Consider the following 24,320-nt stretch of genomic DNA (forward strand, 5'->3'; position numbering starts at 1 on the left):
CAATGATCGAGGAACGCCGGGTCGAGCTGCGCTTCGGGCTGGAAAGCCGGGAGGCCGGAACGCACACCAACCTGTCCGCCGTGCGCCAGGACGGCCGCTGCCTGTGGGTCGCGGGCGACGAGACGGCCACCATCGAGCGGCTCACCGCCACCGTGGACGAGGACGGGCGCGTCACCGGCTACGCCGACCAGGCGACGGCCGCGCTCGCCGACCTCGTCCCGCTCCCGGGCGGCCCCGGCGAGGAGGCCGACATCGAGGGCCTCGCCCGCGCCAACGGCTGGCTGTGGGCGATCGGCTCGCACAGCCTCAAACGCAAGAAGATCAAGGCCGGGCAGAGCGCCGCGAAGGCGCGCAAGCGGCTGGCCACCGTCGTCCGCGAGGACAACCGGTACATCCTCGCCCGGCTGCCCCTGGTCACCGGGGAGGACGGGCTGCCCCGCGTCGTCCGCGAGGACGGGGACCGCACCGCGGCCGTCCTCGGGCTGGACAAGGACTCCATCACCGACCTCCTGGAGGACGACCCGCACCTCGCGCCGTTCCTGTCCATCCCGAGCAAGGACAACGGCATCGACATCGAGGGCGTGGCCGCCCACGGCGACCGCCTCTACATCGGCCTGCGCGGACCGGTGCTGCGCGGCTGGGCGGTGCTGGTGGAGATCCGCCCGGGCACGCATCCGGGCGACCCGCGGCGGCTGCGGGCGCTGCCGCTGGGCGACGGCAAGGACCTCTACCGCACCCACTTCCTGGACCTGCGCGGTCTGGGCGTCCGCGACCTGTGCCCGCACGGCGACGACCTGCTGATCCTCACCGGGCCGAGCATGGACCTGGACGGCCCGGTGCGGGTCGTGCGGTGGCGGGACGCGGCCAGGGCCGACGCGCCCGAGATCGTCACCGCCGGCGAGCTGGAGGTCCTGGGCGACCTCCCCCACGGCGACGGGGACGACCACGCCGAGGGCATCGCCGTCCTGGACGAGCCCGGCGCCCGCGGCACCCGCGTGCTGGTGGTCTACGACAGCCCGTCCCCCGGGCGGCTCACGGCGGACGGCGGCGTCCTCGCCGACGTGATCGACCTCGGCGAGGGGACCTGAATAAGCGTTCGCTTGCATGCTCTGCTTGGATGGGTCCTGCAACGGCGGGAGTCGAAGGGCGGGGCAGAGCATGATCGAGTGGTCCGAGGAAGACCTGATGATCCGGGACGCGGTGCGCGGCTGGATCGACGCGGAGGTCAGGCCCAGCCTGGACGCGCTGGAGTCGGGCGACCTCCCGCCGTACGACCTGCTCCGCGGCCTGTACAAGACGTTCGGGCTGGACGAGATGGCCCGCTCGTCGTTCCAGGCCCGGATCGCCAGGGAGCGCGAGGGCGGTTCCGGCGACGACGGGCGGCCGGGCGGCGGCAACGTGGCGATGACCATGCTGCCGATCATCGAGCTGTGCAAGGTCGCCCCCGGCCTGGTCTCGGCGATGGGCGTCAGCCTCGGCCTCGCCGCCGGGACGATCATGAAGCGCGGTACCCCGGAGCAGAAGGAGCGCTGGGCCCTCTCGCTGCTCACCATGGAGAAGGTCGGCGCCTGGGCGATCACCGAGCCGAACTCCGGATCGGACGCCTTCGGCGGCATGCAGGCGACCGCCAGGAAGTCCGGCGACGAGTACGTCCTCAACGGAAGCAAGACCTTCATCACCAACGGCCCCTACGCCGACACCATCGTCTTCTACTGCAAGCTCGACGACGACCGCGGCCCCGCGGGCCGTGATCCCCGCGACCGGGAGATCCTCACCTTCGTCCTCGACCGCGGCATGGAGGGCCTGGAGCAGAGCAAACCCCTGCGCAAGATGGGCCTGCACTCCTCCCCCACCGGCGAGCTGTTCCTCAACGACGTCCGCGCCGGCGCCGACCGGCTCCTCACCTCCGGTTCCCAGGGCGGCAAGGAGTCGGCCAGGCAGAACTTCGTCACCGAGCGCGCCGGCGTCGCGGCGATGGCCCTCGGCGTCATCGAGGAGTGCCTGCGGCTGTCGGTCGAGTACGCCAAGACCCGCGAGCTGTGGGGGCAGCGCATCGGCGACTTCCAGCTCATCCAGCTGAAGCTGGCCAAGATGGAGGTCGCGCGGCTCAACGTCCAGAACCTGGTGTTCCGGCACATCGAGATGCAGCGCTCCGGCCGCACCCCGACCCTCGCCGAGGCGTCCGCGATGAAGCTCTACGCCGCGCAGGCCGCCAGCGAGGCCGCCCAGGAGGCCGTCCAGCTGTTCGGCGGCAACGGCTACATGAGCGAGTACCGCGTCGAGCAGCTCGCCCGTGACGCCAAGTCGTTCCAGATCTACGCCGGCACCGACGAGATCCAGGTCACCCACATCGCCCGCGACCTGCTCTCCCGCTGACACTCCCGCCGTTTCCCGGCGAACCGTCGGACCCCTCTGTGATCATGAAGCTCCGACGGTCCCCCTGGAAAGGCCACGCATGTCCACCGACCTGTACGGCGCCCGCGTCCTGGACGTCGCCCCCGGCGAACTGCGCGCGCTCTTCCGCATCTTCGTCGTGTACTACGACGTCCACGACAGGAGTCACGCGCCACTGCCGGACGGCGACGTCGGCTTCTTCTTCCGCATCCTGTGGGAGGCCGCGCACGACCGGCCGATCAAGCAGTGGCACGCGCTGCAGGCCGTGAGCCTGGACGACTTCCTGGACGTGGACTGGGGCGAGACCAACTCCCACCTGTACGTGCGCCGCGTCGACCGGGTCGCCGCCCGCAACCACCCGGTCAAGGACGACGCCTGGGAGGACCTGCACGACTTCTACTACGAGCGCGACGGCGGCTGGGCGAACGAGGACGGGCTCGTCCAAGCCGACTACGAGGTCCACGTCACCGACCCGCGCTGGCTGGAGTCGCTCACCCCAGGCGACTCCTGGGGGACGACGGTCTACGTCACCAATGCCGACCAGGTCACCGACCCTGATGCGCCGGCCGTGGTCGATCTGCGCGCAGCGGCACGCAGGCTCGACCCGTTCCCCGGCACGGGCACCGACGCCGCCACGCCCAGCGACCTGACGTTCTCCGGCGACGGCGAGTACCTCGCCATGACCAGCCAGGCATGCGAGCTCGTCGTGTACCGAACCGCCGGCTGGACCGAGCACACCCGCATCCCCGAGCGGGCCGGCGTCCCCTGGGGGCAGGACGTCCAATGGGTGCCGGGGACCCACCTGCTGACCGCCCGTCCGCCGGAGTCCGAAGACGACGAGGCGCCCGCGACCGCATACGACGTGGACGCCGGCCGGTTCGTCGAGTTCACGGACGCGCCCGGCGAACCGGCGAAGGCCTGGACACAGGATGCCGTCCGGCCGGACGGCGCGTATCTCGCCACGATCGCCAGCGACGGCTTCGGCCGCCCCCAGCGCATCGAACTCCGGCGCACCGAGGACGAGGCCCTCCTCATGCGCTGCCGGCCGAAGGGCCACCGCTACGTCTCCCACCTGGACTGGTCGCCGGACGGCAGGGTGCTCGCCGCCGGCGTCATCGAGGACCACAACGGCTACGGCGGCGAGATACACCTGTTCGAGCCGGGCGCCCCGGTCGCCGTGCCGGAGGCCGGGCAGCCCTCCGAGGAGGACCTGTGCGAACGCCTCGACAAGTCCTACGACATCGAGGACATCACGACCCTCACCGGGATGCTCGCCGACCGCGCGGACGACGCGGCCGCGAAAGCGCGTGTCTGGCGCAGGACCGCGAAGCGGCTGGAGGACTGGGCGACGCCCCCGGCCGCCGCCGCCGACGCCTACCGCCGGGCGATCGAGCACGGCACCGCCACGGACGCCGTGTCCGACGGCCTCTCCCTGTCGCGCTTCCTGAACCGGAGCGGGGACCTCGACGGCGCCGTGGACGCGGCACGCGACGCCCACCGTCTCGCGGAGAGTCTGGAGGACGGAGGCGGGAACCTCGACCTGAGGTACGCCGCAGGCGTCCGCGTGGCGGACATGACCCGCACCCGGGGCGGCAGCGGCGACCTCGACGAGGCCGAGGCCGCCTACCGGGCCTGCCTCCGCCTCAAGCCCGGCGAACCGTGGTCGCTGCTCGGCCTCGGCTGGGTGGCGGCCGAACGCGGCGACGACGAGGCCGCGCGGCCCCACCTGCTGGAGGCGGTGGACGCCGGCCACGCCCACGCCGAGGGGTACGCCGCCATGCTGCTCGGCGGCTCGGCCAAGGCCGCGCGGGACGTCGGCGAGGCACTGCGCTGGTACGAGCGGGCCATGAACGCCCACGACCGGCACGCCCCGCTCGCGACCGGGCATCTCGGCGAGCTGCACTACCTGGTCGGCGACCGGGACGGCGCGCGCCACTGGTACGAGCGGATGCTGAAGGTCACCGACCTGCCCGAACTGGTCGCCGAGGCGTGCTTCCGGCTCGGGGAGATGGCCGCCGCCGACGGCGACACCGAACGGGCGGTGAAGCACCTCGGGCGAGCCGCCCGGACGGAGGACGCGGCCTTCGCCGGGCAGGCCCGGGAACTCCTCGGCACCTTGACGCCGAACTGACCCGCCGCCGCCGAACTTCCGGGCGGCCGCGGGCATCGAACAGGTGGGGGGCGGGTGAGGGCGATCGCCCGCCCCCGGGGGCCTGCGGGCTTTCTGGACAGCCGACGATGGGGACTGGATACTCACGACTATGGACGGACAGCCCTCATTCCCGGTGAGAGCGTCCGACACGGAACGGGACCGGGTGCTGCGCGTCCTCAGCGACCGCGTGGCCGAGGGCCGCATGTCGAACGAGACGTTCGAGCGCCGTGTCGACCAGGTGCTGCAGGCGCGCAGCCGGGCCGAGCTGGCCGAGATCGTGCACGATCTGCCGCCGACGGGCCGTGTCGTCAACCGCCTGACCGGCATCATCTCCTCGGTGTCGCAGGTGACCGCCCGGATCGAGGCCGCGTGGCGCGGGCCCCGGCTGCCGCGGTTCATGCTGCCGCCGCGCGAGCTCGGCCGGATCGTCGTGGGCCGCGCCCCCGGCTGCCAGTTCATCCTCACCGACCTGACCGTCTCCCGGTTCCACGCCGAGATCTACCGGGCGGACGAGGGCTGGATGATCTCCGACCTCGGATCGATGAACGGCACCCGGGTGAACGGGTGGCGGCTGACCGGGCCGGCCCGCGTGCGGCCCGGCGACGAGGTCGGCTTCGGCAACTCCAGCTTCATCGTCACCGCGCCCTGACCACCCGCACCTGATCGCCTCTCCCGGACGGCCGTGACCGGTCCGGGTCTTGACGTATTCGTTAAGAGTCCTTACTTTTCTCTCCAAGTTAGGAAACCTTCTTAACTCGGAGGCGCCGTCGTGTCCGTGTCCGTCCCGGGGACCCCCAGCCTGCTGCGGGCCATCAACGACCGCGCCGCACTGGAGGCGCTGCTGGAACGGGGGCCGCTGACCCGGCCGCAGATCTCCGGCCTCACCGGGATCTCCAAGCCGACCGCCTCGCAGCTGCTCGCCCGGCTGGAGCAGGCCGGGCTGGTCGTCCGGGACGGGATCCGGGAGGGCCTGCCCGGGCGCACCGCCGAGCTGTACCGGATCAACGGCGCCGCCGCCCACGTCGCGGGCGCCGACGTCACCCCGGCGCGGATCCGCGTCAGCGTCGCCGACCTCGCGGGGACGGTCGTGGGCGAGCACACCCTGCCGACCCCGGGACGCACCGGCGTGGACGTCGTGGCCCGGATGGCCGCGGCGCTGGACGGCGCCGCCGCCGAGGCCGGCCTCGGCAGAAAACGCCTGGACCGCGCCGTCATCGGCATCCAGGGCGCCGTCGACCCGGCGACCGGCCGGCTCGGGTACGCCTCGCACATCCCCGGCTGGCACATCCCCGACCTGGTCGGCACGCTGGGCGGCGGGCTCGGCGTGCGCGTCGCCATCGAGAACGACGTCAACCTCGCGGCGCTCGCCGAGCGGGCCGGCGGGCAGGCCGCCGCGGCCCGCGACTTCGTGCTGCTGTGGGTCGCCGACGGCGTCGGCATGGCCGTCGTGCTGAACGGCGCGCTGCACCGGGGCGCGACCGGAGGCGCCGGGGAGATCGGCTACATGCCCGCGGTGGGCGCGCCGCTGATGCGGGACGTCCGCCGGACCCACACCGGCGGCGTGCACAGCCTCACCGGCGGCGCCGCCGTCCTGAAGCTGATGCGCGAGCACGGTTTCCGCGGACGCGACGCCGGCACCGCCCTCGGCCGCGCCGCGGCCGAGACGGAGGCCACCGGCGGTCGCACACCCACCGGTGAGCGCGCCGCCGCCGACGCGGGCGCGCGCGCGGAACGGGCCCTCACCGAGCTCGCGACCCGGCTCGGCGCCACCCTCGCCACGGTCGTGGCCGTCCTCGACCCATCGCTCGTCGTCCTGACCGGCGATGTCCTGCGCGCCGGAGGGGAACCGCTCCGCGCGCGCGTCGAACAGCACCTGCACAGCCTGACGATCCCGCGCCCCGAGGTACGGCTCAGCACCGTCCAGGGCAACCCCGTCCTGGCCGGGGCGCTCCAGCAGGCACTCCGGGAGACCCGCGACGCGGTCTTCTCCACCACCGCCCCCTGACCCTCCCCCGCCGTCCCACTCCCCCGAAGGAGACCCGGAGTGCGCACATCGACACGGCACCGGACCACGCCCGCCGCGCACCGGCTGACGGCCGCCCTCGCCGCCGCCGGGCTCGGCCTCACCCCGGCCGCCTGCACCGCGGGCGGCGGCGCCCCCGGCGGCGGCCCGAAGGCCGGCGAGAAGCAGACCATCGAGGTCTGGCACGGTTGGAGCGCCCCGCACGAGGTGAAGGCGTTCCAGGACGCCGTCGCCGGCTTCCACAAGGCCCACCCGAACATCACGGTCAAGCTCGTCAAGGACCAGACCGACGACCGCATCTCCAACGCCATCCGCAGCGGCAACCCACCCGACGTGGTGTCGTCCTTCACCACCGACAGCGTCGGGCAGTGGTGCCGCAGCGGTGCGTGGCAGAACCTCTCGCCCTACATCGCGAAGTCCAAGCTGGACCTGGACCAGTTCCCCAAGGCCGTCCAGCAGTACACGCAGTACAAGGGCGTCCGGTGCGCGATGCCGCTGCTCGCCGACGCCTACGGGCTCTACTACAACAAGGCCCTGATGAAGGGCGCGCAACCCCCGAAGACCTTCACCGAGCTGACCGCGCTGGCCAAGAGGCTCACCGTCCGCGCCCCGGACGGGACGATCAAGGTCGCCGGGTTCATGCCGTCCGTCCAGTACTACGAGCACGTCCCGCAGCACATCGCCACCCAGTTCGGCATCAGGTGGCTCACCCCGGACGGGCACGCGGGCTACGCCGCCGACCCCGCCGTCAAGGCGTACCTGAAGTGGAACAAGAGCCTCATCGACTGGTACGGCTACGACAACGTCAAGAAGTTCCTGCGCTCGATGGGCCAGGAGTTCGAGTCGTCCAACCCCTTCGAGCAGGGGAAGGTCGCGATGGCGGTCGACGGCGAGTGGCGCACCACCTTCATGAAGAAGGAGGCCCCGAAGGTCGACTACGGCACCGCGCCCGCACCCGTCCCCGAGGGGCAGGAGGCCCGGTACGGGAGCGGCTTCGTCGCGGGCACCGTCATCGGCGTCCCGCGCGGCGCGAAGCACGCCCAGGCGGCGTGGGAGTTCGTGAAGTACCTGACGACCGACACCACGGCGCTCGTCACGTTCGCCAACGCGCTCGGCAACGTGCCGTCCACGATCGCTTCGCTGTCGTCGCCGGACCTGAAGCTGCCGCCGCAGTTCCAGACGTTCCTGTCGGTCTTCAAGAACCCGAACAGCACCACGACGCCGCCGACCCCGAACGGCAACGACTATGTGGTGAAATTCCAGCAGTTCGTCCAGGACCGGTGGGAACCGGGCAAGGTGAGCGACCTCGACGCGGCCCTCAAGGAGCTCGACGCCAAGGTCGACGACTCGCTGAAGCTGGCCGGAGGCTGAGCCCGGTGGCCCCCGGCACACTGCGCCTCCCGCTGCGTAGGACCCTGCCCGAAGCGGCGGCGCCGCGGGCGCGGCGCCGCCGCCGGCTCCGGGTGCTGGCCTTCCTGTCCCCGTGGCTGGTGGGGTTCGGGCTCTTCTTCGCCTACCCGCTGGCCGCCACGGTGTACTTCTCCTTCACCCGCTACAACCTGTTCACGCTGGAGTACGTCGGCCTGGACAACTACACCTACCTGCTGCACGACGGCGACGCGTGGCAGGCGATGCGGAACACGCTGTGGCTGGTGGCGGTGCTCGTCCCGCTGCGGGTGCTGTTCGGGCTCGGCGTGGCGCAGCTGCTCACCAGGATCAGGCGGGGCGGGACGCTGCTGCGCGCCGTCTTCTACCTGCCGTACCTGATCCCGCCCGTGTCGGCGACGGTCGCGTTCGTGTTCGTCATGAACCCCGGCACCGGCCCCGTCCCGGCGATCTCCCGCCACCTCGGCGTCACCCCGCCCGACTTCTTCAACGAGGCGGCGTGGGCCAAACCCGGCCTCGGGCTGCTCGGGCTCTGGGCGGTCGGCGACGTCATGATCATCCTGCTGGCGGCGCTGCTGAACGTCCCCTCCTCGCTGTACGAGGCGGCCGCCATCGACGGCGCCGGGCCCTGGGCGCGGTTCCGCCACGTCACGCTGCCGACCATCTCGCCCGTCCTGGCGTTCGCCGCCGTCACCGGCGTCATCGAGACGCTGCAGTACTTCACCCAGGCGATGGTCGCCGGGAAGGTCGCCGCCGGGCAGGCCGACACTCCCGGCACCCAGTTCGCGCCCGGCTACCCCGACGGGTCGACGCTGACGTTCCCGCAGTGGCTGTACGACGAGGGCTTCCGGCAGTTCAACATGGGCTACGCCTGCGTGCTCGCGCTGGTCATGTTCGTCATGGCGATGGCGTTCACGCTGGTGCTGCTGCGCCGGTTCCACGCCTTCGCCGGCGAGGAAGCGACATGATCCCGGGTGCGCGGGGGCGGCGGACGCTGCTGTGGGTCGGGACGCACGCCGTCGCGATCGTGCTGGCGGCGATGTTCCTCGCGCCGCTGGTGTTCATGTTCCTCACCGCGGTGATGAGCGACCGGCAGGCGCTCAGCGCCGACCTGTGGCCGCGGGAGTGGCACTTCGGCAACTTCCGCCGCGTGTTCGGCGGCGACATGGTCCGGTGGACGCTCAACAGCACCATGTACGCGGCGCTGTCCACGGCGTTCATGCTGGTGTCGAGCGTCCCGGTCGCCTACGCGCTGGCCCGCTTCCGGTTCCGCGGCCGCGGCCTCGCGCTGGTCGTGGTGATCTCGGCGATGATGCTGCCGCCCCAGGTGACGATGGTGCCGCTCTACATCGTGTGGTCCCGGTTCCATCTGACCGGGACGCTGTGGCCGCTGATCGTCCCGAACCTGTTCGGGGACGCGTTCTCGATCTTCCTGCTGCGCCAGTTCCTGGTGACGATCCCCCGCGAGTACGCCGACGCGGCCCGGGTGGACGGCTGCGGCGAGCTGCGCACGATGCTGCGGGTCGTCCTGCCGATGGCGAAGCCGGCGCTGGCCGCGGTGGCGCTGTTCCAGTTCTTCTACTGCTGGAACGACTACTACGGACCGCTGGTGTACGCCAAGCCGGAGAACGCCACGCTCGCCATCGGCGTCGCGACGTTCCGCGCCGCCCACCATGTCGAGTGGAACCTCACCATGGCCGCGACGCTGCTGACGATCCTGCCGGTGCTGGTGGTGTTCTTCCTCGCCCAGCGCGTGTTCATCCAGGGTGTGACGTTGACGGGAGTGAAGGGTTGAAGCTGACGGTCATCGGGGGCGGGTCGACCTACACCCCGGAACTGGTCGACGGGCTCGCGCGGGCGCACGCGGCGCTGCCGGTGTCGGAGCTGGTGCTCGCCGACCCCGACGCCGGGCGGCTGGAGCTCGTCGGCGGCCTCGCCGCGCGGATGCTCGCCCGCGCCGGCCACCCCGCCAGAGTCGGCACCACCGGCGACCTGGACGAGGCGGTCGCGGGCGCGGCGGTCGTGCTGCTGCAGCTGCGCGTCGGCGGGCAGGCGGCCCGGCACCTGGACGAGACGCTGCCGCTGGCGTGCGGCTGCGTCGGGCAGGAGACGACGGGCGCGGGCGGGCTCGCCAAGGCGCTGCGCACCGTCCCGGTCGTGCTCGACATCGCGGCCCGGGTCGCCGCCCGCGCTCCGGACGCGTGGATCGTCGACTTCACGAACCCGGTCGGCATCGTGACCCGGGCGCTGCTGGACGCCGGGCACCGCGCGGTCGGGCTCTGCAACGTCGCGATCGGGTTCCAGCGGCGCGCGGCGGCACTGCTGGGCGTCCCGCCCGGCCGGGTGAGCCTCGGCCACGCCGGGCTCAACCACCTCACCTGGGTGCGGTCGGTGCTGCTGGACGGAACCGACGTCCTGCCCGATCTCCTCGACCGGCATCCGGACGACCTGGCCGCCGTCTCCGGGCTTCCCGCGCCGTTCCTGCGCGGGCTCGGCGCCGTCCCGTCCTACTACCTGCGCTATTTCTACGCGCACGACCGCGTTGTCGACGAGCAGCGCGGCGCCCCGTCGCGGGCCGAGGAGGTCGCCGCGCTCGAACGCGACCTCCTGGACCTGTACGCCGACCCGGCCCTGGACACCAAGCCCGCGCGGCTCGGCGAACGCGGCGGGGCCTTCTACTCCGAGGCCGCCGTCCAGCTCGCCGCGTCCCTACTGGCGGATACCGGGGACGTGCAGGTCGTCAACGTCCGCAACCGCGGCACGCTGCCGTTCCTGGACGACCGCGCGGTCATCGAGGTGCCGGCGCGGATCACCGCGTCCGGGGCGGTGCCGCTGCCCGTCCCGCCCGTCGAGCCGCTGTTCGCCGGGCTGATCGCGCACGTGTCGGCCTACGAGGAGCTGGCCCTGGACGCGGCGCTGCGCGGCGGCGTCGACCGGGTCACCGCCGCGCTGCTCGCGCACCCGCTGGTCGGCCAGTTCGACGTGGCCGAGCGTCTCGCCCGCGACCTGGTCGCCGCCAACCGCGCCCACCTGCCGTGGGCCGCCTGATGGCCGCGGGCGTGCTCGTCGCCGTCGACGGCGGCAACAGCAAGACCGACGCCGCCGTCGCCACCACCGGCGGCGAACTCCTCGCCACGGCGCGCGGCGACGGGTTCCGCCCGCAGGCCGCCGGGCTCGACGCCGCCCTCGGCGCGCTGACCGCGGTCATCGCCGACGCGCTGCGGGACGCCGGCGTCCCGGCCGGGGACGTCGTCCACCTCGCCGCCTACATGGCCAACGTCGACCTGCCGGGTGAAGAGAGGCGTCTGGAGGAACTCCTGCTCGCCCGGGGCGCCGCGCCGAGCGTGACCGCCGGCAACGACACCTTCGCGCTGCTGCGCAGCGGCGCCGCCGAAGGCTGGGGCGTCGCCGTCGTCTGCGGCGCCGGCATCAACTGCGCGGGGGTCGCGCCCGGCGGCCGCACCGCCCGGTTCCCGTCCCTCGGGGCGCACACCGGCGACTGGGGCGGCGGCGGTGCGCTCGGGCGCTCGGCGCTCTGGCACGCCGTCCGCGGCGAGGACGGCCGCGGTCCGGAGACGGCGCTGACGGCCGCGGTCGCCGACCACTTCGGCGTGGACCGTGCCATCGACGTCGGTCTCGGCATCCACCTCGGCGAGTTCGGCGAGGGTCGCCTCTCCGAGCTCGCGCCCGTCCTCCTCGACGCCGCCGAGGCCGGCGACGCCGTGGCCCGCGAGGTCGCGGCCCGGCTCGCCGAGGAGATCGCGATCCTCGGGTCGCTGGCGCTGCGGCGACTCGGGCTGCTGGACACCCCGGCCGACGTCGTGCTCGGCGGCGGCGTCCTCGCCGCCCGCCGGCCGCGGCTGACGGAGGCGGTCGCCGCCCGCTACGCCGTCCTCGCGCCCCGCGCCCGCCTCCTCATCCCCGAGGATCCCCCGCTGCTCGGCGCCGGGCTGCTGGCCCTCGACCACGTGCAGGCCCCGCCGGCCGCGCACGCAACCCTGCGCGCCGCCTTCCGCCGCCGCTGACCCGCCCTCGGACGGGCCAAATGGTGATCTTGAGACGGGATGGCCGCCGAGGCGATCCGGCGGCCGGACGACGAGCCGGTGCCCTCGTCATGCCGGTGCGATGCGTCCGCGCGGCATCTGGCCACCTAGCATGACGACGGGCGGGCGGTTTCCACTGAACCGGCGCCGCCCTTGACGTTGTAAGGTGCGGCCGGGAGAGGGAGACAGCGTGGAGATCGGGTTCGCCGTCCCGGGGTCGGGCGCGTGGTCCACCCCCGCCAACCAGGTGACCGTCGCGCGGCGCGCCGAGGAACTCGGCTACCACTCCCTGTGGACGCTGCAGCGCGTCCTCAACCCGGCCGGCTCGGACGACCGCACCTACCGCAACGTCCCCGATCCACTGATCACGCTGGCCTACCTGGCAGGGCACACCGCCCGCGCGCGGCTCGGCGTCGCGATCGTCAACCTGCCGTTCTACGCGCCGCCGATCCTCGCCAAGCAGGCCGCCACCCTCGACCACGTCAGCGGCGGCCGGCTCGACCTCGGGCTCGGGATCGGCTGGATGCGCGAGGAGTTCGCCGCGGTCGGCGCCCCGATGGAGCGGCGCGGCGCCCGCGCGGAGGAGTTCATCGCCGCGCTGCGCGCCCTGTGGGGCGGCGACTCTGGAGACGCGGCGGAGTTCCACGGCGAGTTCTACGACATCCCGCCGGTCACCATGGATCCCCGGCCGCTGCAGTCCCCCGGCCCGCCGCTGCTGCTCGGCGGCGCCTCCGAGGGGGCGCTGCGGCGCGCGGGGCGCCTGGCGGACGGCTGGGTCAGCTCCAGCCGCGCCGACCTCACCGGGATCGGCCGCTCCATCGACGTCGTGCGGGAGGCCGCGGAACAAGCCGGGCGGGACGCCTCGGCGCTGCGGTTCGTGTGCCGGGGCGCGATCCGTGTCCGGCCCCCGGGCCGGGAGGGGCGCCGTCCGCTCACCGGCTCCTACGAGGAGATCCGGGGCGACTTCGAGGCGATCGCCGCGCAGGGCGTCACCGAACTGTTCGCCGATCTCAACTTCGACCCGGAGGTCACCGGCCCGGACGCCGACCCGCGCGCCTCCCTCGACCGCGCGCTGGAGGCCCTGGACGCGCTGGCACCGGGCACCTGACCCCTACCGGGCCCCTACAGGGGTGGGCGGCGCGCCTCCCAGGGGGTGCTGAGGACGACGGTCGTCCGCGTCGCGACGTTCGCGGCGGCGCGGATCTTCTGCAGCAGGTCCTCCAGCTCGTTGGGGGAGGCGACCCGCACCTTGAGGATGTAGCTCTCGTCGCCCGCCACCGAATGGCACGCCTCGATCGCGTCCAGGTGCGCCAGCCGGTCGGGGGCGTCGTCGGGCGCGGCGGGGTCGATCGGCTTGATCGACACGAACGCGGTCAGCGGCAGCCCGATCTGCCCGTTGTCCAGCTGGGCGGTGAACCCCTTGATGACCCCGCGCTTCTGCAGCCGCCGGACGCGCTGGTGCACCGCCGACACCGACAGCCCGGTCTCCTTGGCCAGATCGGTGAAACTCATCCGCCCGTCGTCGGCCAGCAGCGCCATGATCTGACGATCGATGTCCTCCACGCGGGAAATCTAGCGTGCCGGAGCCGATGCGTGGACCCGGAACGGCTGCGGTGTCAGCGGCGCGACGGGCGCAGCGGCCCGCAGCTGCCGCGCACGACCAGCTCGGTCGGCAGCAGGACGGGTCCTCCCCTGCCCCGCCGGGCGGGTTCGCGCAGCAGGAGCTCGCAGGCGCGGTAGCCGATGTCGTGGCCCGGACGGGCGACGGCGGTCAGCGGCGGGTCGCACAGCTCGGCCCACGCGACGTCGTCCATCATCGCGATCGACACGTCGGCGGGCACCCGCAGGTCCAGCTCGCGCGCGACGAGCACGGCGGCCTCGCCGAGCAGGTGCCCGGCAGCCAGGACCGCGGTGACGTCCGAGCGGCGCTGCAGCAGCCCGGCGGCGGCCGCGTAGGCGGCGTCGCGGGCAGGGCGGGCGGCGACGACCAGGTCCTCCTCCACCGGGACGCCCAGCTGGGCGAGCGTGTCGCGGAACGCCCGCTCCCGCACGCCGGAGGGGCGGCCCGGCGCGCCGCCGAGGAACCCGATTCGGCGGTGCCCGAGCCCGGCGAGGTACTCGGCGAGGGAACGGACGCCGCCGGCGTCGTCGGCGAGAACGGACGGGACGTCGGCCAGCCCGGGCAGCACCCGGTCGGCGAACACCACGCTGGAGCAGACCCGGGCGGCGGCCCGCCAGTCGGCCTCGTTCCCGGCGGGCAGCGCGATGATCCCGTCGACCCGCTGCTCGACGAGCCGCTCGACGATCTCGGCCTCGCGGGCCGGGTCGCCGTGCGCGGCGTCCACGACGACGTGCCCGCCGAGGGTGCGGGCGCAGGCGAGCACGCCCGCGATCAGCTCGGCGCAGAACGGGTCGGTGACGTCCGGGACGACCAGGCCGATGCCGCCGCTGCGCCGCAGCTTCAGGCCCCGGCCGAGGGCGCTCGGGCGGTAGTCCAGGTCGCGGGCGGCGGCCAGCACGCGCTCGCGGGTGGCGGCGCCGACCGAGCCGGTGCCGGAGAACACCCGCGACACGGTGGCGATGCCGACACCGGCCGCCGCGGCCACGTCCTTGATCGTCGCCGGCCGCCGCTCCGCCATCCTTGACCGCCCCTTTCCGGATGTCCCCGATCATCTTCTCATGACGGAATCTCCCCTGGAAACGTTTCCATGATGTTTACTCCAGCCAATGAGACAAATCCCCTGTTCGGCAGGGGGCAGTGGAAACGTTTCCAAAGGGGTTCGGATGGCCAAGATCGTGCTGGACCGGGTCGACAAGGTGTACAGCGGCGGAGTCAAGGCCGTCGACGGCCTGGACCTGGAGATCCGCGACGGCGAGTTCATGGTCCTGGTCGGCCCGTCCGGCTGCGGCAAGTCCACCGCGCTGCGGATGATCGCCGGCCTGGAGGAGATCAGCGGCGGGAAGATCTCCATCGGCGACCAGGTCGTCAACGACCTCGCGCCGAAGGACCGCGACATCGCGATGGTCTTCCAGAACTACGCCCTCTACCCGCACATGACGGTCGAGCAGAACCTCGCGTTCGGCCTCAAGCTGCGCGGCACGCCGAAGGCGGAGATCAAGGCCAAGGTCCGCGAGGCCGCCAAGATGCTCGGCCTGGAGCAGTTCCTGGCCCGCAAGCCGGCCGCGCTGTCGGGCGGGCAGCGGCAGCGCGTCGCGATGGGCCGCGCGATCGTCCGGCAGCCGCAGGCGTTCCTGATGGACGAGCCGCTGTCGAACCTGGACGCCAAGCTCCGCGTGTCCATGCGGGCCTCGCTGAGCCAGCTGCACGAGCGGCTCGGCGTCACCACCGTCTACGTCACCCACGACCAGGTCGAGGCCATGACGCTCGGGTCGCGGGTGTGCGTGCTGCGCGAGGGCAGGCTCCAGCAGGTCGACACGCCGCAGCGGCTGTTCGACAACCCCGTCAACCTGTTCGTGGCCGGCTTCATCGGCTCGCCCGCGATGAACTTCGTCCTCGCCGACCTCATCGCCGGCGACGTCGGCGCGGAGGTCTCCTTCGCCGGCTTCACGCTGCCGGTGCCGGCCCAGGTCGTGGACGCCAAGGCTGGCCTGCGGGACTACCTCGGCAAGAAGGTCGTGCTCGGCATCCGCCCGTCGGACTTCGAGGACGCCGCGCACGCCAAGCCCGACTGGGCGCCGATGGCGGTGCGCAGCAGCGTCACCGAGGAGCTCGGCAGCGAGATCAACGTGATCTTCACCATCGACGCGCCGCCGGTCGAGCACAAGGACACCGCCGACCTCGCCGAGGACGCGGCCGAGGGCGAGAGCGACATGGCGATCCCGCTGATCGACAACAAGGCGCTGTGGACGGCCCGCGTCAACTCCCGCTCGCACGTGCGCCCGGGACAGGACGTGAACCTCGCCGTCGACACCCGACGGCTGCACTTCTTCGACCCGTCCAGCGGCCTGGCCATCGGGCACGCCGACGCCGCCGAGACCCACGGCGCGGCGGACCTGCGCAAGTCCGGCTGACCGGCCTGCACGAAACGGTGCCCGCGGCCGGAGGAGGCCGCGGGCACCGTTGTCCGTCCGGCCCCGCTCACTTCACCGAGCCGGCGAGGACGCCCTGGACGAAGTAGCGCTGGAAGGCGAAGAACACGATCAGCGGGACGATCAGCGACAGGAACGCGCCGGGCGCGAGGATGTCGATGTTGCCGGTGAACTGCCGCATCTGCGACTGCAGCCACTTGGTCATCGGCTGCGACCCGGTGTCGGCGAACACCAGCGCCACCAGCAGGTCGTTCCACACCCACAGGAACTGGAAGATGCCGAGCGAGGCGATCGCCGGCCCGCCCAGCGGGAAGATCACCCGGCGGAAGATCGTCCACTCCGAGCCGCCGTCCATCCGCGCCGCCTCCAGCAGGTCCCGGGGGATCGCCGCGAAGAAGTTGCGGAGCAGGAAGATCGCGAACGGCAGCCCGAACGCGACGTGGAAGAGCACCACGCCGGTGATCGAGCCGAACATGTGGAACCCGCCGAACTCGATGAGCCCGTAGAGCTTGGCGACCGGGATCAGCGCGACCTGGACGGGCACCACCAGCAGCGCCACGACGCCGAGGAACAGCCAGTCCCGCCCGGGGAACTCCATCCACGCGAACGCGTAGGCGGCCAGGCTGGCGATCGCGACGACCAGCAGCGTCGCCGGGACGGTGATCAGGACGGTGTTCCAGAACGAGTCGACGAAGTCGCCCTTGTCCAGCAGCGCGGAGTAGGACTCGGCGGTCAGCTGCGTCGGCTTGGTGAACACCTGCCACCAGCCGCCCGCGTTGTTGTCCTCGTTGGACCGCAGCGAGGCGACCAGCAGCCCGAGGGTCGGCACCAGCCAGAACAGCGCGATCAGGACGAGCAGCGCCTGCGCGGCGCCGCCGCCGAGCCGCCCGGCGATCCGGGCCGCCAGGCCGCGCCGGGGGGCGCCCGCCGCGCCGTTCCCGGCGCCGTCCCGGGACGGCGCCCCGGCGGTCTTCTCCGCGGTGCTCATCTGCGCTCCTGCCGAATTCGCCGGATGTTGAACAGCATGGCGGGCAGGACCAGCACGAACAGCAGCACGGCGATGGCGCTGCCGGCGCCCTGGTCGTTGCCGCCGCCGAACGACTCGGTCCACATCTGCAGGGCCAGCACGCTCGCGTTCGGGTCGCCGCCGCCGATGATGTAGACGAGGTCGAAGACCTTCAGGACGTTGATGACGAGCGTGACCAGCACGACGATCAGGACCGGCGCCAGCAGCGGGATCGTCACCCTGCGGAACACCTGCCACTCGGTGGCGCCGTCCACCCGGGCCGCCTCCAGCGCGTCGCGCGGGATGGCGGCGAGCCCGGCGGCGATCAGCACCATCGCGAATCCCGCCCACACCCACAGGTACGACCCGATGATCGCGGGGGTGATCAGCGTGCCGCCGAGCCACTCCGCGCCCTGGTAGGCGGCGGTGAAGTTGTCCTTGGGCAGCCGGATCGTGTACGTCCCGTCCGGCACCTTCGTCATCGTGAACGTGCCGTCGGCCTCGGTGGTGGCCTTGGCGACGACCTTGCCGCCGCTGACCGCCTCGACCCTGATCCCCGGCAGCCCGGACTCGCCCGCGTTCGGGGCGTTCTGCTGCCCGCCGCCGCCCCGGGTGAAGTCGAACCAGACCGTGCCGGTCAGCTGCCCGGGCTTGGCCGAGGGAGGCTGCGCGGCCGGGGTGGCGTCCTTCGGCAGGTACTCCGGTTTGACCTTCAGCAGCGGGACGAGCGCGCTCTGCCCCGCCGAGAAGGAGTTCACCGTGACCACGGCCCCGCCGTCGGTGCGGACGGGGGCGTTGCCGCCGCTGCGGGGGCCCGCCCCCGGGTAGGACTTGTCCTGTTTGAAGGTGTCGTGGATCGCGACCATCGCCGCGTTCGCGACGCCCTTGTCGGGGTCCTGCTGGTACACCAGCCGGAAGATCACGCCCGAGGCGAGGAACGAGATCGCCATCGGCATGAACACCACGAGCTTGAACACCGTCGCCCACCGGATCCGCTCGGTGAGGACGGCGAAGACCAGCCCGACGATGGTCACCACGGTCGGCGCGACGACGACCCAGATGGCGGTGTTGCGCACCGCCACCAGGTTGTCGTGCCCTTTGAAGACCCCGGTGTAGTTGTCGACGCCGGCGAAAGAGCCGCCGGAGGCGTCGAAGAAGCTGCGGATCACCGAGTACACGATCGGGTAGACCACGAGGAAGCCGAGCAGCAGCAGCGCCGGCAGCAGGAACGTCATGGCGAGCCACGACGGCGGGGTCAGCCGCTCGCGTCCCCGGCCCGCGCCGGGGCGGCCGGCCGGCGCGTCCACGGCGGCGCCGCCGGCCGTCACGGCCGGCGGCACCTCCTCATTCGGAGCCTTCATCCGGGATCCCTACTTGTACGCCTTGGCGGCCTCGGACTCCAGCTTGGCCTGCGTGCCCTTGACGTCGGTCGGGTTCTGCACGAACTGGCGCAGCGCCTCCCACTCGCCCTTGCCGGGCGTCGCGCCGAACGCGGCGGGCGCCAGGTCGGACATGTCGTAGCGGGCCGCGTCGCCCGACTGCTGCAGCTGGCCGATCAGCTGCTTGGCGATCGGGTCGGAGTAGGCGTCCGGCTTGACGTTCTTGTTCGGCGTCAGGTATCCGCCGAGCCCGGCCCAGACCTTGCCCGCCTCGGGCGAGGCGAGGTACTTCATCAGCTCCTGCGCGCCCTTGCCGTCCTTCAGCGCGACCGCGACGTCGCCGCCGAGGATCGCCGGGGCGGTGTCGCCGGCCTTCGGGAACGCGAACACCTTGGCGTCCGTGCCGACCTTGGCCTTGGTGGTGGCGATGTTGGCGGCGGCGAAGTCGCCGCCGTACACCATGGCGGCCTTCTGCTGGCCGAAGACCTGGGTGACCGACTCGTCGAACTTGGTCTTGGTCGCGGTGGCGACGCCGCCGTTCAGGTAGTCGGGCTTGCCCCAGATCTCGGCGAGGGTCTGCAGCGCCTTGCCGACCGTCGGGTCGGTCCACTTGATCTCGTGCTTGGCGAGCTTGTCGTAGTTCTCCGGGCCGGCCTGCGAGAGGTAGACGTTCTCGAACCAGTCGGTCAGCGTCCAGGAGTCCTGCGGCCCGGCGGCCAGCGTGAACGGGGTGGTGCCCGCGTCCTGCAGCGTGCCCGCCGTCTTGACCAGGTCGGCCCACGCGGCGGGCGGCTGCACGCCGGCCTCGTCGAACGCCTGCGGCCGGTACCACAGGATCGACTTGTAGGCGGCCTTGACGATCACGCCGTAGGTCTTGCCGCCGGAGGAGCCGAGCTCCTTCCAGTACGGCGCGAAGTTGGTGCCGACCTCGGAGACCACGTCGTCGCCGAGCGGCTTGAGCGCGCCCTTCTCGGCGTACTGCTGCATCAGGCCCGGCTGCGGCAGGATCGCCACGTCCGGCGGGTTCTTGGCCTCGATGCGCGGGCCGAGGTAGGCGTCGGTGTTCTCGCCGGTGGACGCGTAGTTGACCTTCGCGCCGGTCTTCTTCTCGAACGCCTGCAGCACCTTGCGGAAGTTCGTCTCCTCGGGGCCGGTCCACTTGGCCGCGACCTCGATGGTGGTGCCCTTCAGCTCTCCCCCGCCGGCGGGCGTCGAATCGCCGTCGCCCTTGTCGTCGCCGCCGCACGCGGCGGCCGACAGGAGCAGTCCCGCCGCCACGGCGGCGCCCGTCACACGCCTGCTGACCTTCATTCCTCATCCTCCCTGGCCGGACCGGCGCCGTCCGATCCCCAGATCGACGCGCCGGACTCGATATCGAAGAAGTGCAGGCGGCCGGTGTCGACGTGGATCGTCACCGGGTCGCCCACCTTCACGCGGGTGCGCGGGCTGAACCGCGCGACCAGGTCCGTGCGGGGGTTCTCCAGGTGCCCCAGCACGTCGGTCCCCGCGTCGCGCGCGAGCTCCTTGGTGTCCTCGGTGACGACCTGGGCCGCCTCGATCGCGAAGTGGACCAGCACGTCCGAGCCCATCGCCTCCACGAGGTCGGCGGTGGAGGCCAGCCCGGACCCCTCGGGCGTGTCCACGAGCTCGGAGTCCTCCATGTCCTCGGGGCGGATCCCGACGACGACGTCGCCCCCGAGGTGGGACGCGAGGGCCGGACGCTCGGTCAGCACCGCGGCCGGCAGCGTCAGGGTCTGGCCGCCGATCTCCAGGCGCGGGTTCTCCGCGTCCCCGGACAGCGTGCCCTGGATCAGGTTCATGGCCGGAGAGCCGATGAAGCCGGCGACGAACAGGTTCGCCGGCCGGTCGTACAGTTCCTGCGGCGGGGCGACCTGCTGCAGCTCGCCCTTCTTCATGACCGCGACGCGGTCGCCGAGGGTCATCGCCTCGGTCTGGTCGTGCGTGACGTAGATCGTGGTGACGCCGAGGTCGCGCTGGATGCGGGCGATCTCGGCGCGCATCTGGACGCGGAGCTTGGCGTCGAGGTTGGACAGCGGCTCGTCCATGAGGAACGCCTGCGGCTCGCGGACGATCGCGCGGCCCATCGCGACGCGCTGCCGCTGCCCGCCCGACAGGTTGCGGGGCTTGCGCGACAGGTGCTCGGTGAGGCCGAGGATCTCCGCGGCGCGGTCCACCTTCTCCTTGATCTCGGCCTTCGGCAGCTTGCGCAGCGACAGCCCGAAGCCGATGTTGTCGCGGACCGACAGGTGCGGGTAGAGGGCGTAGCTCTGGAACACCATCGCGACGTCGCGGTCGCGGGCGGGCACCCGGTTGACGACCCGGCCGCCGATCGTGACCTCGCCCTCTGAGATGTCCTCCAGCCCGGCGACCATCCGCAGCGCGGTCGTCTTGCCGCAGCCCGACGGGCCGACCAGGACGAGGAACTCCCCGTCCGCGATGTGGAGGCTCAGGTCGGTCACGGCCCGCGTGCCGTCGGGATACACCTTCCCGACGCTGGTCAGGTCGACCTCTGCCACGTCGTCTCCCCTTCCCCACTAACCCCCGCAACAATGCAACAAGGAGGTACAGGGCAGACCGCCCGGACCGCAACAGACAGGATGCGAGCTGACGGATTTGGTACAAGGATCGTTACCGACCTGTTTCCGGGTTATTTCGTGTCGTCCGCAAACAGCGCGAGGGCACGGACGGAAGTCCGTCCGCGCCCTCGGCCGTCCGGGAGGGCCTCCCGGCTCCGTGCGGCGTCAGTCCACGATCACCAGACCGCGCTCGGTGACGTTCATCGGCTCGTATCCGTCCGCGGTGCACACGACGATGTCCTCGATCCGGGCGCCGTGCGGGCCGGGGTAGATGCCCGGCTCGATCGAGAACGCCATCCCCGGCTCCAGCGGCTCGCGGTTGCCGGCCACGATGTAGGGGTCCTCGTGCGACTCCAGCCCGATGCCGTGGCCGGTGCGGTGGAAGAAGTGCTCGCCGTGCCCGGCGGCGGCGATGACGCCGCGTCCCGCCGCGTCCACCGCCTCGGGCGTCGCCCCCGGCCGGACGGCCTCGCACGACGCCCGCTGCGCCTCCTCCAGCACCGCGAAGTACGCGCGGTACTCGGCGGGCGGCCGGCCGACGCAGTAGTTGCGGGTCGAGTCCGAGCAGTAGCCGCTCGGCATCGTCCCGCCGATGTCGACCACGACCGGCTCGCCGGGACCGATCACCCGGTCCGACAGTTCGGCGTGCGGGTTGGCGCCGTTCGGTCCGGATCCGACGATCACGAAGTCGACCTGGGCGTGCCCCTCGGCGATGATCGCGTCGGCGATGTCGCGGCCGACCTCCCGCTCGGTGCGCCCGGCCTTGAGGAATCCGGGCACCCGGCGGTGCACGCGGTCGATCGCCGCGCCGGCCTCGCGCAGCGCCGCGACCTCGGCGGCGGACTTGCGCATCCGCAGCTCCCGCAGCACCGCCCCGGCGGCGGACTGCTCGGCACCGGGCAGCGCGGCGCGGAACCGCAGCGCCATGACCGCCCACATCCGGTCGGCGAGCCCGACCTTCGCGATCCCGGCGGGCAGCCGGGAGGCGGTCAGCGCGTACGGGTCGTCGGTCTCGTCCCACGGGACCAGCTCCACCCCGAGCGACCCGGCCGGAGACTCCCGCGCCGCCGGCAGCTCCAGGCGCGGGACGACCAGGAACGGCTCGCCCTCGGCGGGCACCGCCAGGCAGGTGAGGCGCTCCAGCTGCTTGGCGTCATAGCCGGTGACGTAGCGCAGGTCCGGGCCGGGGGTCAGCAGGACCGCCCCGAGGCCCGCCGCGGCGGTCGCCTCCCGCACCTGCCCGACGCGTTCACGCGGATACAACTCCGTTGTCACATCCGTCTCCAATCTCACCCTCTCCAATCTCTCGGTGTCGCCGGTATCAGGATCCCAGGAGCATCCGCGCGCCGCGGCCCCGGCCCGCGTGGCAGCATGTGCCCCATGAGCGGGCTGATGCTGCTGGACACGCCGTCGTTGTACTTCCGCGCCTTCTTCGGGGTGCCCGAGTCGGTGACGGCGCCCGACGGGACGCCGGTGAACGCGGTGCGCGGGCTCATCGACATGATCGCGCGGCTCGTCCAGGACCGCCGGCCGGACCGGCTCGTGTGCTGCATGGACGCCGACTGGCGGCCCGCGTTCCGGGTGGCGGCGCTGCCCTCCTACAAGGCGCACCGGGTCGCCGCGGACGGCGGCGACCAGACGCCGGACGCCCTGGAGGCGCAGCTCCCGGTGATCGACCAGGTGCTGGACGCGTTCGGGCTGGCGCGCGCGGGCGTCCCCGGCTACGAGGCCGACGACGTGATCGGGACGCTCGCGGTGCGCGGTGCGGCGGACGGCCCGGTCGACATCGTGACCGGCGACCGCGACCTGTTCCAGCTGGTGGACGACCGCGGTCCGGTCGCCGTCCTGTACACGGCGCGCGGGGTCCGGAACCTGCAGGTGATGGGCGAGAAGGAGGTCGCGGCCAAGTACGGCATCCCGGGCCGCGGCTACGGCGACTACGCGACGCTGCGCGGCGACCCCAGCGACGGGCTGCCCGGCGTCCCCGGCGTCGGCGACAAGACCGCCGCGGCGCTCGTCACCCGGTTCGGGTCGGTCGGCGGCATCCTCGCCGCGCTCGACGCCGGCACCGACGAGGGGTTCCCGGCGGGCGCGCGCCGCCGGATGGAGGCGGCCCGCGAGTACCTGGCCGCGGCCGAGACGGTGGTGCGGGTCGTCACCGACATCGACGCTCCCGAGCTGGCGAAGCTGGACGACCGGCTGCCGGCCGGGCCGCGGTCCGGCGAGGCGCTCGTCGAGCTCGCCGACCGCTGGAACCTCGGCGGTCCCGTCAACCGCCTCCTGAACGCCCTCGCACGCTGACTCCGGGCGCTTTTCGCTGCAATTTTCGGGAAAAGTGTCAGATGACGCAGACTGCCCGTTCTCCAGCGTGCAGCATGCGGAACGGTAAGGGGTTCTCATTGGCACATGCAGGCGACCGGTACCCGCGGCACTGGGCCTCACCGCCCCACTCCCCCCATCTGCCGCGGGTGCCGGTTCATCCGAACCCCGGACCGGAGACGGACGTGCCGTGAGCGAGCGGACCGGATCACGCGGCGGTGTCGCCGCCGACCCCGGCGGCGGATTCTGGGACGCGCTGGACGAACCGGAGCGCGCGGCGCTCCGGGGCGCCGGGCGGACCCGGACCTACCAGCCGCGGGCGCCCCTGTGCTACCAGGGCGACGATTCCGACCACATCATCATCATCGAGACCGGCTGGGCGAAGGTCAGTTACGCCGGCGAGGACGGGCGCGCGGTGGTGCTGGCCGTGCGCGGGCCCGGCGACCTGGTCTGCGAGAGCGCGGTGCTCGGCCGCCGGGAGCGCTCCGCGACCGTCCAGGCGCTGGACCGGGTCCGCGCGCTGATCGTGCCGGCCGCCCGGTTCACCGCCTTCCTGGACGCCCATCCGCGCGTGTGGCTGCTGGTCAGCGGCACGTTCGTGCGCCGGCTCGACGACGCGGACCGCAGGCTGCAGGCGCACGTGTCGGCGCAGGGCGCGCGGCGGCTGGCGATCCTGCTGGCGGAGCTGGCCGATCTGTCCGCCCGGCACGCCTCGCCGGGACCCGGCGGGGCGATCGCGATCGCGCCGCCGCTGTCCCAGGAGGAGCTCGGCAGCTGGATGGACGCCTCCCGGGAGACCGTCGCCCGGGCGCTGTCCACGCTGCGGCGGGAGGGGCTCGTCAGCACCGGCTGGCGCAAGATCACCGTGGTGGACCCGGCGGGGCTGCGCGCGTTCGCGCGGAGCCCGGACGACCAGGCCGGCTCCTTTACATTGTAGATTCGGTATGGATCGGCGGATTCGTCCCGTACGC

Annotated in this window: 21 protein-coding genes; 14 read left to right on the plus strand and 7 right to left on the minus strand. The window is 72.7% G+C overall.

All coding sequences use genetic code 11. The features are described 5' to 3' along the window. Nucleotides 1-2 precede the first annotated feature (2 nt). The 11 genes from ACQPZP_RS23310 (at nucleotide 3) to ACQPZP_RS23360 (ending at nucleotide 13,106) form a co-directional block, all read left to right on the plus strand. Entirely contained in the window at nucleotides 3-1,088 is a 1,086-nt protein-coding gene (locus ACQPZP_RS23310) for a DUF3616 domain-containing protein (protein WP_433471850.1), read from the plus strand. 70 nt (nucleotides 1,089-1,158) lie between these two features. Next, nucleotides 1,159-2,376: an acyl-CoA dehydrogenase family protein gene (locus tag ACQPZP_RS23315; RefSeq protein ID WP_433471851.1), complete on the plus strand. Its 1,218-nt coding sequence runs from the start codon at nucleotides 1,159-1,161 to the stop codon at nucleotides 2,374-2,376. A gap of 79 nt (nucleotides 2,377-2,455) precedes the next feature. Then, nucleotides 2,456-4,525: a hypothetical protein gene (locus ACQPZP_RS23320; RefSeq protein ID WP_433471852.1), complete on the plus strand. Its 2,070-nt coding sequence runs from the start codon at nucleotides 2,456-2,458 to the stop codon at nucleotides 4,523-4,525. Between the two features lie 130 nt (nucleotides 4,526-4,655). Beyond that, nucleotides 4,656-5,195: a DUF1707 domain-containing protein gene (locus tag ACQPZP_RS23325; protein WP_433471853.1), complete on the plus strand. Its 540-nt coding sequence runs from the start codon at nucleotides 4,656-4,658 to the stop codon at nucleotides 5,193-5,195. A gap of 120 nt (nucleotides 5,196-5,315) precedes the next feature. Continuing rightward, complete coding sequence (locus tag ACQPZP_RS23330; RefSeq protein ID WP_433471854.1) at nucleotides 5,316-6,551, plus strand: ROK family transcriptional regulator; 1,236 nt, start codon at nucleotides 5,316-5,318, stop codon at nucleotides 6,549-6,551. Nucleotides 6,552-6,590: 39 nt separating this feature from the next. Next, a complete protein-coding gene (locus ACQPZP_RS23335) occupies nucleotides 6,591-7,940 on the plus strand; it encodes an ABC transporter substrate-binding protein (protein WP_433471855.1) in 1,350 nt (449 codons plus the stop codon). Between the two features lie 5 nt (nucleotides 7,941-7,945). Further along, entirely contained in the window at nucleotides 7,946-8,923 is a 978-nt protein-coding gene (locus tag ACQPZP_RS23340) for a carbohydrate ABC transporter permease (RefSeq protein ID WP_433471856.1), read from the plus strand. Continuing rightward, the gene (locus tag ACQPZP_RS23345) at nucleotides 8,920-9,750 is read left to right on the plus strand and encodes a carbohydrate ABC transporter permease (RefSeq protein ID WP_433471857.1); all 831 of its coding nucleotides are present in this window, start codon (nucleotides 8,920-8,922) and stop codon (nucleotides 9,748-9,750) included. The genes ACQPZP_RS23340 and ACQPZP_RS23345 overlap by 4 nt, the downstream gene beginning before the upstream one ends. After that, the gene (locus ACQPZP_RS23350) at nucleotides 9,747-11,003 is read left to right on the plus strand and encodes a 6-phospho-beta-glucosidase (protein WP_433471858.1); all 1,257 of its coding nucleotides are present in this window, start codon (nucleotides 9,747-9,749) and stop codon (nucleotides 11,001-11,003) included. The genes ACQPZP_RS23345 and ACQPZP_RS23350 overlap by 4 nt, the downstream gene beginning before the upstream one ends. Next, nucleotides 11,003-11,980 (plus strand): N-acetylglucosamine kinase, encoded by a 978-nt coding sequence (locus ACQPZP_RS23355; RefSeq protein WP_433471859.1) that lies wholly within the window; start codon nucleotides 11,003-11,005, stop codon nucleotides 11,978-11,980. The genes ACQPZP_RS23350 and ACQPZP_RS23355 overlap by 1 nt, the downstream gene beginning before the upstream one ends. Before the next feature lie 208 nt (nucleotides 11,981-12,188). Then, nucleotides 12,189-13,106, plus strand: coding sequence for a TIGR03619 family F420-dependent LLM class oxidoreductase (locus ACQPZP_RS23360; RefSeq protein ID WP_433471860.1), 918 nt, complete (start codon nucleotides 12,189-12,191; stop codon nucleotides 13,104-13,106). A gap of 14 nt (nucleotides 13,107-13,120) precedes the next feature. Here ACQPZP_RS23360 and ACQPZP_RS23365 read toward each other — a convergent pair whose 3' ends face one another. Then, nucleotides 13,121-13,561, minus strand: coding sequence for an Lrp/AsnC family transcriptional regulator (locus ACQPZP_RS23365; protein WP_433471861.1), 441 nt, complete (start codon nucleotides 13,559-13,561; stop codon nucleotides 13,121-13,123). Nucleotides 13,562-13,614: 53 nt separating this feature from the next. Beyond that, nucleotides 13,615-14,637 (minus strand): LacI family DNA-binding transcriptional regulator, encoded by a 1,023-nt coding sequence (locus ACQPZP_RS23370; protein WP_433471862.1) that lies wholly within the window; start codon nucleotides 14,635-14,637, stop codon nucleotides 13,615-13,617. A gap of 145 nt (nucleotides 14,638-14,782) precedes the next feature. Here ACQPZP_RS23370 and ACQPZP_RS23375 point away from each other — a divergent pair, with 145 nt between their 5' ends. Beyond that, nucleotides 14,783-16,030, plus strand: coding sequence for an ABC transporter ATP-binding protein (locus tag ACQPZP_RS23375; protein ID WP_433471863.1), 1,248 nt, complete (start codon nucleotides 14,783-14,785; stop codon nucleotides 16,028-16,030). 67 nt (nucleotides 16,031-16,097) lie between these two features. Here the strand turns inward: ACQPZP_RS23375 and ACQPZP_RS23380 are convergent, their stop codons facing one another. From ACQPZP_RS23380 to ACQPZP_RS23400, 5 genes are all read right to left on the minus strand, one after another. Continuing rightward, a complete protein-coding gene (locus ACQPZP_RS23380) occupies nucleotides 16,098-17,036 on the minus strand; it encodes a carbohydrate ABC transporter permease (protein ID WP_433471864.1) in 939 nt (312 codons plus the stop codon). Then, nucleotides 17,033-18,415: an ABC transporter permease subunit gene (locus tag ACQPZP_RS23385; RefSeq protein WP_433471865.1), complete on the minus strand. Its 1,383-nt coding sequence runs from the start codon at nucleotides 18,413-18,415 to the stop codon at nucleotides 17,033-17,035. Before ACQPZP_RS23385 ends, ACQPZP_RS23380 begins: the two co-directional genes overlap by 4 nt. Nucleotides 18,416-18,424: 9 nt before the next feature. Then, nucleotides 18,425-19,744: an ABC transporter substrate-binding protein gene (locus ACQPZP_RS23390; RefSeq protein ID WP_433461403.1), complete on the minus strand. Its 1,320-nt coding sequence runs from the start codon at nucleotides 19,742-19,744 to the stop codon at nucleotides 18,425-18,427. After that, nucleotides 19,741-20,970, minus strand: a complete 1,230-nt coding sequence (locus ACQPZP_RS23395; RefSeq protein ID WP_433471866.1) for an ABC transporter ATP-binding protein — start codon at nucleotides 20,968-20,970, stop codon at nucleotides 19,741-19,743. The genes ACQPZP_RS23390 and ACQPZP_RS23395 overlap by 4 nt, the downstream gene beginning before the upstream one ends. A gap of 225 nt (nucleotides 20,971-21,195) precedes the next feature. Beyond that, nucleotides 21,196-22,305 (minus strand): M24 family metallopeptidase, encoded by a 1,110-nt coding sequence (locus ACQPZP_RS23400; protein ID WP_433471867.1) that lies wholly within the window; start codon nucleotides 22,303-22,305, stop codon nucleotides 21,196-21,198. A gap of 105 nt (nucleotides 22,306-22,410) precedes the next feature. Between ACQPZP_RS23400 and ACQPZP_RS23405 the strand changes: the two genes are divergently transcribed. After that, complete coding sequence (locus tag ACQPZP_RS23405; RefSeq protein ID WP_433471868.1) at nucleotides 22,411-23,331, plus strand: 5'-3' exonuclease; 921 nt, start codon at nucleotides 22,411-22,413, stop codon at nucleotides 23,329-23,331. Nucleotides 23,332-23,539: 208 nt separating this feature from the next. Then, nucleotides 23,540-24,286 carry a Crp/Fnr family transcriptional regulator gene (locus ACQPZP_RS23410; RefSeq protein WP_433471869.1) on the plus strand — a complete coding sequence of 249 codons (747 nt, stop codon included), beginning with the start codon at nucleotides 23,540-23,542 and terminating at the stop codon, nucleotides 24,284-24,286. The last annotated feature ends 34 nt before the right edge of the window (nucleotides 24,287-24,320 follow it).

It is taken from the genome of Spirillospora sp. CA-142024 (assembly GCF_050942325.1).
In the GTDB taxonomy this organism is placed as follows: domain Bacteria; phylum Actinomycetota; class Actinomycetes; order Streptosporangiales; family Streptosporangiaceae; genus Spirillospora.

What these genes read in the sequence shown, in the direction of transcription:
- ACQPZP_RS23375 (WP_433471863.1), top strand. Translation starts at nt 14,783, where the DNA reads ATGGCCAAGATCGTGCTGGACCGGGTCGACAAGGTGTACAGCGGCGGA.
- ACQPZP_RS23405 (WP_433471868.1), top strand. Translation starts at nt 22,411, where the DNA reads ATGAGCGGGCTGATGCTGCTGGACACGCCGTCGTTGTACTTCCGCGCC.
- ACQPZP_RS23355 (WP_433471859.1), top strand. Translation starts at nt 11,003, where the DNA reads ATGGCCGCGGGCGTGCTCGTCGCCGTCGACGGCGGCAACAGCAAGACC.
- ACQPZP_RS23310 (WP_433471850.1), top strand. Translation starts at nt 3, where the DNA reads ATGATCGAGGAACGCCGGGTCGAGCTGCGCTTCGGGCTGGAAAGCCGG.
- ACQPZP_RS23345 (WP_433471857.1), top strand. Translation starts at nt 8,920, where the DNA reads ATGATCCCGGGTGCGCGGGGGCGGCGGACGCTGCTGTGGGTCGGGACG.
- ACQPZP_RS23390 (WP_433461403.1), bottom strand. Translation starts at nt 19,744, where the DNA reads ATGAAGGTCAGCAGGCGTGTGACGGGCGCCGCCGTGGCGGCGGGACTG.
- ACQPZP_RS23320 (WP_433471852.1), top strand. Translation starts at nt 2,456, where the DNA reads ATGTCCACCGACCTGTACGGCGCCCGCGTCCTGGACGTCGCCCCCGGC.
- ACQPZP_RS23325 (WP_433471853.1), top strand. Translation starts at nt 4,656, where the DNA reads ATGGACGGACAGCCCTCATTCCCGGTGAGAGCGTCCGACACGGAACGG.
- ACQPZP_RS23380 (WP_433471864.1), bottom strand. Translation starts at nt 17,036, where the DNA reads ATGAGCACCGCGGAGAAGACCGCCGGGGCGCCGTCCCGGGACGGCGCC.
- ACQPZP_RS23315 (WP_433471851.1), top strand. Translation starts at nt 1,159, where the DNA reads ATGATCGAGTGGTCCGAGGAAGACCTGATGATCCGGGACGCGGTGCGC.
- ACQPZP_RS23370 (WP_433471862.1), bottom strand. Translation starts at nt 14,637, where the DNA reads ATGGCGGAGCGGCGGCCGGCGACGATCAAGGACGTGGCCGCGGCGGCC.
- ACQPZP_RS23385 (WP_433471865.1), bottom strand. Translation starts at nt 18,415, where the DNA reads ATGAAGGCTCCGAATGAGGAGGTGCCGCCGGCCGTGACGGCCGGCGGC.